The following is a 14,045-nucleotide window of genomic DNA, read 5'->3' as shown; positions in this document are numbered from 1 at the left end:
ACGTCAGTTGTCGGCGAGCGGGACGGAGAACATCTGCACCCGTGCCGGGTCCGCCCCGGACTCCGTGGCGAGTGCACCGAGTGCGGCAGCCGTTTCGGGTTCGGCGCTGACGTAGGTGATGCGGCGGTCGCCCGCCGCGGCCATCTGCTCGGTCAGCTGTGACCTGAGTTGCTCGGTGCCCGGCCAGTTCGGATCGAATCGTCCCGCCGTCACATGGTCGGCATAGCCGGGGCCGAACGAGACGAACAGGTTGCCCTCGGGGCCGACGCCGTCGAACAGGTAGTCACCCTGTCGGACCGCGTAGCTGCTGGGCAACCCGGCCTCCTGGTCGTTGTAACGGGCCGCGTCACCGGTCTTGGCGCCGGTGCGCACCATGGCGATGGGCAGTGCGACGGCCTTCTCCTGGCTGTCGATGTAAGACCTCAGCCCGTCCTCGGTGAGATCGACGAAAGGCAGGTACCGAATCGAGGTCTCCGGTTTGACCTGCTGCGTCCCGGGCGGGAGGTTCGTTGCAGCACAGGGGATCTCGGTGCGTCCACCGAACGGCACCGAGACCACGCGTCCACACGTCCCGCCGACCGCACCGGGTGCGGCGGCGTCGACGGCGAACTTCACCGTCAGTCCGTAGTTGATGTGTCCGGCCACGCCACGCATGTCGGCGGCGTGCCCGGGATCCACCGCTCCGCTCGCGACCACGGTGAACGGACACGCGGCCGTGGTGCAGACCCCGGTCGCGCTCGTGGTGATGTCGTCGGCGGCCAGCGGCACTCCGGGGGCGGGCACGCTGATCAGGGAGGGGACGAGGGACCGCTCGTCGTCGAACATGCCGCCCAGATCGGCGGCGGCCAGCGGCGTCACATCGGTGTCGAGAGAGACCCTGGTGCCCGCTCGGGTGAACTCTCCCTTGATGTGGGTCACCTTGTGCGTCGACGGGTCGAAGGTGGTCTCCATGGCGCCGACACGCACACCGTCGTCGCCGACCGCGGTGATCGGTGGGTCGCCGGTCGGCCAGAAGCGGGCATCCGGCAGACCGCGGTTCGGCGCCGGCAGGACCGGTCCGGGCTCAGGTGCCTCGACCTGCTCGGTGTTTCCGATGCGACCGGCCAGCATGGTGGGTGACAACAGCAACCCGAGGTCGGGTAGACCCGAGAAGCGCAGATCCGACCACTTGTTCGCGGTGGGTGCCAGGTCCAGCTGCCGCAGAACCGGGGCGCCGCCGAACAGGGCCGACCAGATCTCGGCGGGGCCGTTGATGTAGCGATAGTTGCCGATCTGGCGGTACTGCGCATCGTGCGAGGCGAAGGTGACCGCACCCTGGGCATTCTTGGTCGACGCGACAACGAGGTCGTGGAATCGCACCGTACGTGGTGCTCCGTCCGGGATGGCCGTCGTGGTGAGCGTCCCGGAGTAGCGGGCGCCCGGACTGCTGCCGAGTTCGAAGGCGATGTCGTCGAGTCGCTGCTGGGCGCGGAAGGCACCCGTGGGTACGGCCGTGCCATTCGTGGTCATCGGAACGAGCGTGAACACCAGGGCGATGACGAGCACCACCAGCCCGGCCGCCGAGACCAGCGCCGGACCGAGGACGGACTTCTCTCTCATCGTGATCTCTGACCCCCGATGTTTGCGCGCATCGAATGTGCAGTCAGAATCGCAGCGTACCGCGTGTGGGCGGCGAATCCGGGCGTTCGCCCTCGTCCGGCCTTGTCGGCGGCCGGGGGTAACCTGAACCCTGATGACAAGTTCCACCCGTGTGACTTCTGAGTCCTCCCCGCACAGCGGCGGCGCGCCCACCCCCGACGGTGCCGAGACCGACGACCGCGTCGCTCACCTCCTCGACGGTCTCAACCCGCAACAGCGTGCGGCGGTGCTGCACGCCGGTTCGCCGTTGCTGATCGTGGCAGGAGCCGGCTCGGGGAAGACCGCAGTGCTCACCCGCCGGATCGCGTATCTGCTGGCGGCGCGTGACACCACCCCGGGACAGATCCTGGCCATCACCTTCACCAACAAGGCCGCCGCCGAGATGCGTGAGCGGGTGATCGACCTCGTCGGACCGCGGGCCGCCTATATGTGGGTGTCCACGTTCCACTCGACGTGTGTACGCATCCTGCGCGCCCAATCCGGCCTGCTCGAGTCGATGAACTCGAACTTCTCCATCTACGATGCCGATGATTCAAAGCGGTTGCTGGGCATGATCATCCGCGACATGGAGCTCGATCCGAAGAAGTTCAGCCCGCGCGGGGTCGCGGTGCAGATCTCGAACCTGAAGAACGAGCTGATCGGACCCGACGAAGCCCTGGCCGCGGCCGACGGTGGCGAACCGTCGGTGCTCACGATTGCGCAGGTCTACGCCGAGTACCAGCGGCGGCTCCGTGCCGCCAACGCCTTCGACTTCGACGACCTCATCGGTGAGACCGTCGCGCTCCTGCAGAGCCACCCCGATGTGGCCGAGTACTACCGCCGACGGTTCCGGCACGTCATGGTCGACGAGTACCAGGACACCAACCACGCGCAGTACGTGTTCGTCCGTGAACTCGTCGGCGAGCCCGACGACAACGCCGCGGTACCGCAGTCCGAATTGTGTGTCGTCGGCGACGCCGACCAGTCGATCTACGCGTTCCGTGGTGCGACGATCCGCAACATCGAGGAGTTCGAACGGGATTTCTCCAACGCCGAGACCATTCTGCTCGAGCAGAACTATCGGTCCACGCAGACCATCCTGTCGGCGGCCAACTCGGTCATCGCCCGCAACGAGAACCGTCGGGACAAACGACTGTGGACCGATTCCGGCGACGGCGAACTCATCGTCGGATACGTGGCCGACTCCGACCGCGACGAATCGCTGTTCATCGCCAAGGAGATCGAGGACCTCACCGACTACTCGATCGGCGGATCGTCGTCCTACGCGTACGCCGACATCGCGGTGTTCTACCGCACCAACACGGGGTCCCGTGCATTGGAAGAGGTCTTCGTCCGGCACGGCATCCCCTACAAGGTCGTCGGCGGAACCAAGTTCTATGAACGCAAGGAGGTGCGCGACGTCGTCGCGTATCTGCGTGTGGTCGCCAACCCGGACGACGCGGTGAGTCTGCGCCGGATCCTCAACACGCCGCGCCGGGGGATCGGTGACCGCGCCGAGGCGTGCGTGGCCGTGCACTCGGAGAACCGGGGGATCAGCTTCTACGAGGCGCTCGTCGAAGGTGCCGAGGGCAAGGTGCCGCTGCTGAACACTCGTGCGGTCAAACAGATCGGTGGTTTCGTCGAGCTGATCGACGGGTTGCGCAACGACTTCCTGGCCACCTTCGGCGCGGTCGGTGGGACCGGAGAAGACATCGAAGTCGTCGACGCGTCCGAGGAGGGTGCCGACATCGGTGAACTCGTCGATGCGATCGTCGAGCGCAGCGGTTACCGCGCCGAGCTCGAGGACTCCCGCGATCCGCAAGATGGCGCGCGCCTCGACAACATCAACGAACTCGTCGCCGTGGCAAAGGAATTCAGCGCCGACGCGGCCAGAATCGCTGCCGGTGAGGTCGACGACGCCGACGACCTCGAGGAGATCGACGAGCTGCCTGCGAACGACGGGGAACCCGAACCCGGTTCGCTCTCGGCATTCCTCGAGAAGGTGTCGTTGGTGGCCGACGCCGATCAGGTGCCCGACGAGGGAGACGGCGTCGTCACGATGATGACGCTGCACACCGCGAAGGGTCTCGAGTTCCCGGTGGTGTTCGTGACCGGTTGGGAGGACGGACACTTCCCGCACATGCGCGCCCTCGGCGACGCGAACGAGCTCAGCGAGGAACGCCGATTGGCGTACGTGGGTATCACCCGTGCCAAAGAGCGTCTGTACCTCACCCGATCGCTGACCAGGGCATCCTGGGGGCAGCCGGTGTCGAACCCGGAATCCCGCTTCCTGCAAGAGATCCCGCAACATCTGCTGGATTGGCGACGCACCGAGCCACCCCGCTCGATCAGTCGGCACCTAGGGTCGCGTGGCGGCGTCTTCGGTCGTGGCGACTCGGGGTTCTCCGGCGATACTCGGGGCCGATCGTCGTACTCGACCGACCCGACCCGTGGCCGGAACAAGCAGGTGCACTACGACGTCGGTGATCGGATCAATCACCCGAAGTACGGCATGGGCAAGGCCGTGAACAAGGAGGGGAGTGGCGCCACCGAGCGCATCACCTTCGACTTCGGTGGCAACGTCGGGCGTGTGACGCTGCTGACCGCAGGCGGACTGCCGGGAGACAAGCTGTGACCTCGTGACCTCGTGATCGAGTGGGTCCGAATCGGTTGAGAGGGCGCCGGATTCGGTTGGCCGCGCGCTGAGGTCGGCTGAAGTGGGCGCAGATGCGATGGTCGTGCAGTGACGCGATGATCTGACGCACACCCGACCACAGGTGCTCGAACGGCCGACCGGGGCGCGATCGGTCCACAGTGAGGTGCGATGGGTTGGCTGTGATCCCTGCCGATCGGAGTGATGCTCAGCCGACCTGAGATGCCGATCGGCCGGTGGCGTCAGCTACCGGTGTAGTTGGTGAGGCGCACGCCGTGCTCGGCGAGCCACGGAGCCGGATCGATCTTGGTGGTCCCGTTCTTCCAGACCTCGAAGTGGCAATGCGGTCCGGTGGAGAAGCCTTCGCTTCCGACCAGTGCGATGACATCACCGGCGGTGACGTGCTGGCCCTTCTGGACGAGGACGCCGGAGGAGGCCATGTGTCCGTACATGGTGACGGTGCCGTCGTCGGCGCGCACCTGAACCCAGTTGCCGTATCCCGACGCCGGGCCGGCCTCGAGGACCACACCGTCGGTGGCGGCGTGGATCGGGGTGCCCAGCGGGGCTGCCAAGTCGATGCCGCCGTGGAAACTGCCCCAGCGGTTCGCATAGGTCGACGTGAACTGGTACTGGCCGAGCGGGATGGGCGAGGTGAACAGCGGCCTGCGCAGCAGGTTCTCGCGCTGTTCCTCTGCCGCGGCCATCTGCTTGCCGACGGCGAGCTGCTCGGTGAAGGTGCTCATGTCCTTGGTCGGGTTCCCGGCTGCGACACCCGGTCCGAGTTCGGGGGTCTGACCGGCGGGCCCGACGTTGGCGGCATTGGTGGGCGCAGGCGCCGGATCGGAGGAACCGACCTGGGCTGCAGCGGCGACAGCGGCACCCGCGGCCACCGCGATCAGCGCGGCACGTCCACCACGCAACGAGGCAGGCGGCGCCGCGATGCGGTGCTTACCTCCGCGGCGGGGTGACGTCTTGGTCGCGGGACGGGTCCGGAAGGGCTTGCTCTCGACGGCACCGGCGGAATCGTCGTCGTCATCGGTGCTGGGCAGGGAGAGAATGTCGGCGCGGGCGCCGTCGACGTCGAACGGTTCGTCGTGCTCGAAGGCGTCGAACTCGCTCTCCGGGATCAGGATGTCCTGCGTGAGCTCCGAGCGCGTCGGGCGGTAGTAGCGGTCCCAGGTGGTCGAGTCCCAGGTCTGTGACCCGTAGTCGTCGATCGGGATGATCGTGGTCACTTCCGACGCGGAGTGCTCGGTGTCGTAATCAGTGCGGGCGGAGCGCCCGGTGGCCGAGACCGATGCGGTCGTGAAGTCACGTCCCGTCAAGTCGTCCACCTCATCCCTTTGCTAACGAGGATTACAACATTGCTGTCCGTAATCCTTTTGTGACCAACTGCCAGCCGACGGTAACGAAATGATTGCGGCAAGTCCAACGGCCCGCCGGAAAAACCGGTCAAACTGTGAGTTGCATCACTGGTCGGTGGGCGATTCTGATCAGCGCAAATACTGAATTCACGGTGGAGAACCGGTCGGCTGCGCTATCTTTTCGACGGCGCAGACAATTGGACCATGTCTCGGTTCGGCATCGCAGTCCGGGGCGGCCCTCGCGTCGGGCCGGCGACCGAGCGAGTGATCTGTCGCACAAGCGAAGGGTGCGCCGACGACGGCCATACGCGGCAGGTTTAGATTCCTATATGGCCCGCGTTACACCCCTTTCGGTGTTCCAACCCTTTGCGGGCAAATCTACGAGATGGTGAGCTGAATGGATCTCTTCGAATACCAGGCGAAGGAACTGTTCGCCAAGCATGGGGTTCCCACCACACCCGGGCGGGTCACCGACAATGCCGCCGATGCACGTGCGATCGCCGAGGAAATCGGCAAGCCCGTGATGATCAAGGCGCAGGTCAAGACCGGCGGACGTGGTAAGGCAGGCGGCGTCAAGTTCGCCGCGACCCCTGATGACGCACAGTCGCACGCCGATAACATTCTGGGCCTCGATATCAAGGGCCACATCGTCAAGAAGCTCCTCGTCGCGGAAGCCAGCGACATCGCCGAGGAGTACTACATCTCCTTCCTGCTCGATCGGGCCAATCGCACCTACCTCGCGATGTGCTCTGTCGAGGGCGGCATGGAGATCGAGGAAGTGGCCGCCACCAAGCCGGAGCGCCTCGCCAAGGTCGCCGTCGACGCCGTCAAGGGTGTCGACATCGCGACCGCGCGCTCCATCGCCGAGCAGGGCCACCTGCCCGCCGAGGTGCTCGACGCGGCTGCCGTGACCATCGCCAAGCTGTGGGAGGTGTTCATCGCCGAGGACGCCACGCTGGTCGAGGTCAACCCGCTGGTGCGCACGCCCGACGATCAGATCCTCGCCCTCGACGGCAAGGTCACCCTCGACGAGAACGCCGACTTCCGGCATCCCGATCACGAGGAGTTCGCCGACCGCGACGCGACCGATCCGCTGGAGCTCAAGGCCAAGGAAAACGACCTCAACTACGTCAAGCTCGACGGCGAGGTCGGCATCATCGGCAACGGCGCGGGTCTGGTCATGTCGACCCTGGACGTCGTCGCCTACGCAGGTGAGAACCACTCCGGCGTGAAGCCCGCGAACTTCCTCGACATCGGTGGCGGTGCCTCGGCCGAGGTGATGGCCGCCGGTCTCGACGTCATCCTCGGTGACTCGCAGGTCAAGAGCGTCTTCGTGAACGTCTTCGGTGGTATCACCGCATGCGACGCGGTGGCCAACGGCATCGTCGGCGCGCTGAACAAGCTCGGCGACGAGGCCAACAAGCCGCTGGTGGTCCGGCTCGACGGCAACAAGGTCGACGAGGGACGCAAGATCCTGGCCGATGCGAATCACCCGCTGGTGACGCTCGCCGAGACGATGGACTCGGGCGCCGACAAGGCCGCCGAGCTGGCGAGCAAGTAAAGGGAGCGTCGGAACAATGTCGATTTTTCTGAACAACGACAACAAGATCATCGTCCAGGGCATCACCGGCGGTGAGGGCACCAAGCACACCGCACTGATGCTCAAGGCCGGGTCCAACATCGTCGGCGGCGTCAACGCACGCAAGGCCGGCACCACCGTGAGCCACACCGCGAAGGACGGCTCCGCCGTCGAGCTGCCGGTGTTCGGCGGCGTCGCCGAGGCCATGAAGGAGACCGGGGCCGACACTTCGATCGCCTTCGTGCCGCCGAAGTTCGCCAAGGACGCCATCATCGAGGCGATCGACGCGGAGATCCCGCTGCTGGTCGTCATCACCGAGGGCATCCCGGTGCAGGACACCGCGTACGCGTGGGCCTACAACGTGGAGAAGGGCAACAAGACCCGCATCATCGGCCCGAACTGCCCCGGCATCATCACGCCGGACGAGTCGCTGGTGGGCATCACCCCGGCCAACATCACCGGCAAGGGCCCGATCGGTCTGGTGTCCAAGTCGGGCACCCTGACCTACCAGATGATGTACGAGCTGCGTGATCTCGGCTTCTCCACCGCCATCGGCATCGGCGGTGACCCGGTGATCGGTACCACGCACATCGACGCCATCGAGGCATTCGAGAAGGACCCCGAGACCAAGGTCATCGTGATGATCGGTGAGATCGGCGGTGACGCCGAGGAGCGGGCGGCCGATTACATCAAGGCCAACGTCTCCAAGCCGGTCGTCGGCTACGTCGCAGGCTTCACTGCGCCGGAAGGCAAGACGATGGGTCACGCGGGTGCGATCGTGTCCGGTAGCTCCGGAACCGCGCAGGCGAAGAAGGAGGCCCTCGAGGCCGCAGGCGTGAAGGTCGGCAAGACGCCGAGCGAGACCGCCAAGCTGGCCCGAGAGCTCTACCAGAGCCTGTAGGTCACAGTCGGACGAAACCCGGGCGGACGGTCATCGGCCTCCGCCCGGGTTTCTCTGTATCCGGGGCCCCCATTCGTCGCGTCGACCGGTGCCGAGGGCCGGTGCTCGGGTCCCGCTCGGGTGACCCGGACCGTGCCATACTTCCCTGGTGAACGGCAGCGCACCGAGGCGAGGTCCCGGGACTCCCGGGGCCATCGAGCTTGGGCGGCGGGTGGTCTCGGGTGCCTTCGACACGGCCGCGTCGATCCCGATCGCCGGGGAGTTCCTGGTCGCGGGCCGCGATGTGACGCAACGGATCGTCGAGGCCTCCGCAACGGCGGTCGTGGACACCACGCGAACGGCGTTGTCGGCGACCATCCGTCAGGTCGTCGACATCCTCACCACCGACATCGACCTCACCACGCTGGTCGTCGACAACGTCGATCTCGACCGCATCATCGCGGCGGTCGACGTGGGCGCCATCCTCGATCGGCTCGATCTCGACGAGATCGTCCGGCGCGTGGATCTCGATGCCGCGGTGGCCCGTGTCGACCTCAACGCGATCATTGACCGTCTCGACATCGATCACGTGCTGTCGCGGGTCGACATCATGTCGGTGATCGGTCGTGTCGACCTCGACGACGTCGTGGCGCGTGTCGATCTGGACCGTGCGGTCACCCGGGTGGATGTGGACGCGGTTATTCGGCAGGTCGATCTCATCGGATTGGCGAACGAGGTCATCGACGGTGTGGACCTCACCGGCATCATCCGCGAGGCCAGCACATCGGTGACCGCCGACGTGATGACAGATGTCCGCAGCACCGGCGAGCGAGCCGACGATGCGGTCGCGCACATCGTCGGCCGGATACTGAGGCGTGCGCCGGAGTCGGAACGCGATGACTGACGTTCCCGAGCATGCCGATCACACCGCGATCCATGACACCGACAAGAGCGCAGGCATCGTCAGCCGCGGTATCGGCGCGTTCTGTGACCTGTTGGTGGTGCTCATCGTCCTCAGCGGTGCGTATCTGGGATATGCGATGGCGCGCTTGCTGTTCAGCGTGCGCGACTTCTCGTTTCCCGAACCCAACGCGGTGTTCACCGCGACTGGTTTCATCGTGGTCTCGGTGGCGTATCTGGCGTTGTGCTGGGCGGTGTCCGGACGCACATTGGGTTCGGTCGCGATGGGCTTGCGGGTGGTCAACCGCAAGGGACGACGACTGCGCCCGGTGGTGGCCCTGCTCCGTGCCCTGCTGTGCGTCTTCTTCGCGATCGGCCTCGCCTGGGTGATCATCGATCGCCGACGCCGATCGATCGCCGACATCGTGCTGCGCACCCGGGTCGTCTACTCCCGCTGAGCGCTCACGTCTCGGCGGTGGATTTCAAGGCGGCCAAGCCCTTTTCGAAGTCCTTGCCCAGGATCTTGTCGAACAGGCCGAACCGTGACGTGACGCGGGAGAACAACGAATGCGGACCGGTCATGGTCCAGGTGACCTCGGTCTGTGCACCGCGTGGCGCAAGGGTGAAGACGCTTGTGCTGGTCGACTTCATGGGCTTGTCGAAGGCCACCTCCACGGCGACCCGGGTCGGCTCAGTCGCCTCGATGATCTCCATCGATCCCTTGCCCGCCTTGCGGTTTCCCGACCACGCATACCGGGCTCCGACTCCGCGCTCGGCGCCCGAGTAGTCGCGGTCCAGATCGGCATCGAGGCCCTCCCACGGGGACCACTGCATCCATTCGTGGAAGTCGACGATGAGGGGAAAGATCCGCTCCGCGGGTGCAGAGATCGTCTCGGCGCGGGTCACGGTGTACTCGGTCAATGTGGTCTCCTCGGTGTGGTTGTGAGAAGTATGACCGCACCGACGGCCTCAAGTCATCGTCTTGTCGGCGGCGCGTCGGGACCACCCATGGCGGTCTGCCCACGGGTTACGGTGGGGACGTGACTGATCGTGGGCGCCGCACGGCACACCAGTGGGTCGACGAGTTGATCGATCGCGGCAGTTGGGAGTCATGGGACACCGCGGTCGAGCGGACCGGACTCGACCCCGGCTATGCGCAGGCGCTGACGACCGCGGAGCAGCGCGCGGGTGTCGATGAATCGGTGATCACCGGGGCCGGGACGGTCGACGGGGTCCGGGTGGCACTGGTGGTCAGCGAGTTCGCTTTTCTCGGAGGCTCGATCGGACACGACGCCGGTGCGCGGGTGGTCGGCGCGCTGCAGCGAGCGACGTCCGAACGTGTGGCGGTACTGGCGCTTCCGTCGTCGGGTGGGACGCGGATGCAGGAGGGGACCTCGGCGTTCCTGCAGATGACGGCGATCGCGGCGGCGGTCAACCGGCACAAGGCCGCCGGCCTGCCGTACCTGGTGTACCTCCGCCATCCGACCACCGGGGGTGTCTTCGCCTCCTGGGCGTCTCAGGGGCACATCACCTGGGCCGAACCCGCGGCGCTGGTGGGTTTTCTCGGCCCGCGTGTGGTCGAGGCGCTCACCGGCACCGCCATCCCCGCGGGTGTCCAGTCCGCCGAGAACCTTCTCCGTCATGGGCTCGTCGATGCGGTCCTGTCCGCCGAGGGGCTACGCGAGATCGTCGGAAAGACGTTGTCGCTCTTGGCTGACGGTACGCAGGCCGGCAGTCCACGGGAGTCCGTCGCAGGGTGCGTGTCGCCCTCTGCGGCGGCGTCGACGGCAGCGTCTACGGCATGGGAGACGGTGACTGCGACGCGCGCCGAGGATCGACCTGGGTTGCGGGACCTGCTGTCCGGGCTCGAGACGGTACCGATCAGGACCAACGGTCCGGTCTGGTTGGTGCTCGTGCGACTGGGGCGTCGCCGCGCGGTGCTCGTCGGGCACGATCGTGTCGCACAGCAGGAAGGAATGCTGATCGGTCCGAGCGATCTCCGTGTCGCCCGTCGCGGAGTCGCGTTGGCAGCGGGGCTGCGATTGCCGTTGGTCACCGCCATCGATACTCCGGGAGCAGAATTGTCGGCGGCGGCAGAAGAAGCCGGACTCGCCGGTGAGATCTCCTGCTGCACATCAGAACTCCTGGAGGTTCCGGTTCGCACCGTGTCGGTTCTCCTCGGCCATGGTGGTGGCGGTGCCGCGCTGGCACTGTTCCCCGCAGACCGGATCATCGCGGCGGCAGACGCCTGGTTGGCACCGCTTCCTCCGGAGGGTGCCAGTGTCATCGTCCACCGCGACACCGACCACGCACCCGAGATGGCGCGGCGCCAAGGAATTCTGGCGCGTGAGCTCGCCGAGCAGGGAGTCGTCGATGAAGTCGTGGACCTGGGCAGGGCCGGGGTCGACGGCCTGATCGGCCAGGTGGCGACGGCACTGGATGTCGAGGTCCGAGGCGACCGCGCCCGCGTGCCCCGGTTGTCGTGATGGGGGCCCGAATCCTGGCTGTCGGGGCCATCATCCGTGATTCCCGTGGCCGATTTCTGTTGGTGCAGCGCCGTAACGAGCCGCAGGCCGGGTGTTGGACGGTGCCCGGCGGCAAGGTCGAGCCGGGAGAATCCCTGCGGCAGGCCGTCGTCCGAGAGGTGGCCGAGGAGACCGGTCTGACAGTCGTGGTGGGTCGGCGGGCCTGGATCGTCGACATTCCGGACGGTCGCGGTGGTGTCTTCGAAGTGCACGACTTCGTGGCCGCGATGGGGGCGGGCGCGGCGGAGGCGGGATCGGTACAGGCGGGCGACGATGCCGCCGATGCCCGGTGGGTCGCCTCCGAGGACTTCGACGGCCTTCGGATGACCGACGGACTGGTCGACCATCTGCGGCGCGCGGGTCTGCTCGCGTGACAGCAGTTTTCGGACACGTCAGGTCGAGAGCTTGAATCGAGCCCTCGACACGGGGGAGGCTGAACGTATGGCCGACGAATTGCTCTCTTTGAACCCCGACGAACTCCTCACCACGACGCGCTCGGTTCGCAAACGGCTCGACCTGGAACGGTCGGTACCCCTCGAGGTCGTCCACGAATGTCTCGAGATCGCCCTGCAGGCCCCGTCGGGCAGCAACACCCAGAGTTGGCACTGGATCGTGCTCACCGACCCGGAGCTGCGGCAGAAGGTCGCCGACCACTATGCGAGGTCCTTCGCCGACTACGCGGCGGCACGGCCGCAGACCGACGACGCGACAATGGACCGGATACGCACGAGTTCGCAGTATCTCGCCGACGTGATGGGGCAGGTGCCGGTTCTCGTCCTCGGCGCCATCGACACCGGCGGCGACCTCCCGACGGGCAATCAGGCCAGCATCTGGGGCTCGCTGCTGCCGGCGGCCTGGAACTTCTCACTCGCCCTGCGAGCACGGGGTCTGGGGTCGGCGTGGACGACACTGCACCTCGTGTATGAACGCGAGGTCGCCGAACTCCTCGGCATTCCGTCGACCGTGCATCAGGGCGTCCTGCTGCCGGTGGCCTACACCAAGGGCACCGACTTCCGGCCGGCCAAGCGGCGGCCTCTCGACGACGTCCTGCACGTCAACGGGTGGTGATCGAACCCGACACCGCACTGGTGTCGGGTTGTCGGCGGTAGAGTGCGGACTCATCATGTCGACCCAGCCCACACCCGCCTCCGAACCGGTCGCCCTGACCCGGCGCGGCCAGGCGAAGGCTGCCCGCCGCGCCGAACTGATGGAAGCGGCCGCACGGCTGATGGCCGACCGGGGGTTCGCAGGCGTCACCTTGGAAGACATCGGCGGAGCCGTGGGGGTGAGTGGTCCCGCCGCATACCGGCACTTCTCCTCGAAGATCGATCTGCTCGATCAGATGCTCGTGGACATCAGCAGACGTCTACAGGAGGGCGGGTCCGAGGTCGTCGCACGCGGCACCGCCCCCGATGCCACGCTGCGCGACCTCATCGGGTTCCACATCGACGTGCTGGTCACCAAACCCGACCTCATCGCCGTACAGGACCGGGATCTGTCGTCGATGACGCCGGATGCCAACCATCTGGTGCGCTCGCTCCAACGGCGTTACGTGGAGCAGTGGGTGGATGTGCTTCTCGCCGCAAGTGCCGATGCCGGTACGTCGGCGCTGACGCGTGAGGAAGCAAGGGTGCGCGTCCACGCGACCTTCGGGCTGCTGAACTCATCGCATCGTCTGCCTCCCTATCCCGAGGACGACTTGCGCTCGCTGCTCACGTCGATGGCCTGGGCCGCGTTGCTGTCCTGAGCGCCTCGACCGGGTTGCGCCGGTCCTGGGGTGTGTTCCGAGGCTCTGGGTTTCGGGCGTCGCTGTGAGACCTGTGAACATCCCTGTGTAACACCACCACTCATCACTCCGAACCTGTCAGAGACTGTCGCTACAATCACACTCAGGCGCCGTCTGAGTTGGCGAAATGCGTTGCAGCTCAGTCGAATGCCTGTGGATGAAGTCTTCCTGACGAACGTATGTTCGACTACAATCGAGTCATGCTGTTGGACACTCTGATTCCGTTGCTGCGTGAGGTGACGATCGACGCTGATGCGTCTGGTCGCCAGGTCTTCGAGACCACGAAGGTATTGATGGACGTGCGTAACCTGGTCGATCATCAGTTGGCGGTGCATGTGGCGGCGATGGACAGGTTGGGTGTGGCGCAGCGCACCGGCGGCCGCACGCGAGGGCTGTTGATCGAGATGGGTGCTGCTCCGGCGGTCGCCGACCGCTGGCTTCGCATCGGCACCGCCCTGGACCGGTTAGAACGGGTGGCTGCCTATGCTGCGGACGGGGTGTTCTCCGGCGAGCACGTCGACGCGGTGGTGCGCGGGATGGCCCATATCGATCAACGGGCACCGGAACCGTTGTCTGCGGGGTCGGTGATCGAACACGAGTTGGCGTTGATCGCCCAAGCCTTCTCCGGCGCCACCCCACGCGAGGTACTGGCGGCGGCGCGCTCGCGAGGCAATCAGATCGCCGACGACCAGGACGGTGTGCCGGCCGCCGAAGACCGGACGATCAACGAGCTGTCGACCA

12 protein-coding genes and 1 pseudogene are annotated in these 14,045 nt (G+C 66.3%); 10 read left to right on the top strand and 3 right to left on the bottom strand.

Annotated features, from left to right (window positions below):
- Positions 1-3: 3 nt before the first annotated feature.
- Positions 4-1,599: a hypothetical protein gene (locus AAFP35_RS12520; RefSeq protein ID WP_419221957.1), complete on the bottom strand. Its 1,596-nt coding sequence runs from the start codon at positions 1,597-1,599 to the stop codon at positions 4-6.
- Between the two features lie 133 nt (positions 1,600-1,732).
- On the opposite strand from AAFP35_RS12520, the gene AAFP35_RS12515 reads away from it, so the two are divergent.
- Entirely contained in the window at positions 1,733-4,252 is a 2,520-nt protein-coding gene (locus AAFP35_RS12515; protein WP_419221956.1) for a UvrD-helicase domain-containing protein, read from the top strand.
- Positions 4,253-4,512: 260 nt separating this feature from the next.
- Here AAFP35_RS12515 and AAFP35_RS12510 read toward each other — a convergent pair whose 3' ends face one another.
- Positions 4,513-5,604 (bottom strand): M23 family metallopeptidase, encoded by a 1,092-nt coding sequence (locus tag AAFP35_RS12510; RefSeq protein WP_419221955.1) that lies wholly within the window; start codon positions 5,602-5,604, stop codon positions 4,513-4,515.
- 427 nt (positions 5,605-6,031) lie between these two features.
- Here AAFP35_RS12510 and sucC point away from each other — a divergent pair, with 427 nt between their 5' ends.
- The 4 genes from sucC to AAFP35_RS12490 all read left to right on the top strand — a co-directional run bounded on the left by sucC (position 6,032) and on the right by AAFP35_RS12490 (position 9,451).
- Entirely contained in the window at positions 6,032-7,195 is a 1,164-nt protein-coding gene (gene sucC, locus AAFP35_RS12505) for an ADP-forming succinate--CoA ligase subunit beta (RefSeq protein ID WP_419221954.1), read from the top strand.
- A 16-nt stretch (positions 7,196-7,211) separates the two neighbouring features.
- Positions 7,212-8,114: a succinate--CoA ligase subunit alpha gene (gene sucD / locus AAFP35_RS12500; protein WP_419221953.1), complete on the top strand. Its 903-nt coding sequence runs from the start codon at positions 7,212-7,214 to the stop codon at positions 8,112-8,114.
- A 148-nt stretch (positions 8,115-8,262) separates the two neighbouring features.
- On the top strand, positions 8,263-8,997 hold the full coding sequence (locus AAFP35_RS12495) for a hypothetical protein (protein ID WP_419221952.1): 735 nt from the start codon (positions 8,263-8,265) through the stop codon (positions 8,995-8,997).
- Positions 8,990-9,451: an RDD family protein gene (locus AAFP35_RS12490; RefSeq protein WP_419221951.1), complete on the top strand. Its 462-nt coding sequence runs from the start codon at positions 8,990-8,992 to the stop codon at positions 9,449-9,451. The genes AAFP35_RS12495 and AAFP35_RS12490 overlap by 8 nt, the downstream gene beginning before the upstream one ends.
- Positions 9,452-9,455: 4 nt before the next feature.
- Here the strand turns inward: AAFP35_RS12490 and AAFP35_RS12485 are convergent, their stop codons facing one another.
- Positions 9,456-9,914 (bottom strand): SRPBCC family protein, encoded by a 459-nt coding sequence (locus AAFP35_RS12485; RefSeq protein WP_419221950.1) that lies wholly within the window; start codon positions 9,912-9,914, stop codon positions 9,456-9,458.
- A 119-nt stretch (positions 9,915-10,033) separates the two neighbouring features.
- Between AAFP35_RS12485 and AAFP35_RS12480 the strand changes: the two genes are divergently transcribed.
- The 5 genes and pseudogenes from AAFP35_RS12480 to AAFP35_RS12460 form a co-directional block, all read left to right on the top strand.
- Entirely contained in the window at positions 10,034-11,479 is a 1,446-nt protein-coding gene (locus AAFP35_RS12480) for a carboxyl transferase domain-containing protein (protein ID WP_419221949.1), read from the top strand.
- Entirely contained in the window at positions 11,479-11,892 is a 414-nt protein-coding gene (locus AAFP35_RS12475) for an NUDIX hydrolase (RefSeq protein ID WP_419221948.1), read from the top strand. The genes AAFP35_RS12480 and AAFP35_RS12475 overlap by 1 nt, the downstream gene beginning before the upstream one ends.
- A gap of 67 nt (positions 11,893-11,959) precedes the next feature.
- Positions 11,960-12,586 (top strand): nitroreductase family protein, encoded by a 627-nt coding sequence (locus AAFP35_RS12470; RefSeq protein WP_419221947.1) that lies wholly within the window; start codon positions 11,960-11,962, stop codon positions 12,584-12,586.
- 55 nt (positions 12,587-12,641) lie between these two features.
- Positions 12,642-13,265, top strand: a complete 624-nt coding sequence (locus AAFP35_RS12465) for a TetR/AcrR family transcriptional regulator (RefSeq protein ID WP_419221946.1) — start codon at positions 12,642-12,644, stop codon at positions 13,263-13,265.
- 218 nt (positions 13,266-13,483) lie between these two features.
- Positions 13,484-14,045 (top strand): annotated as a pseudogene (locus AAFP35_RS12460) (HNH endonuclease); the annotation flags it as partial.

The organism is Gordonia sp. CPCC 206044 (assembly GCF_048537895.1).
Taxonomy (GTDB): domain Bacteria; phylum Actinomycetota; class Actinomycetes; order Mycobacteriales; family Mycobacteriaceae; genus Gordonia.
This window is presented reverse-complemented; position numbering and strand designations above follow the sequence as displayed.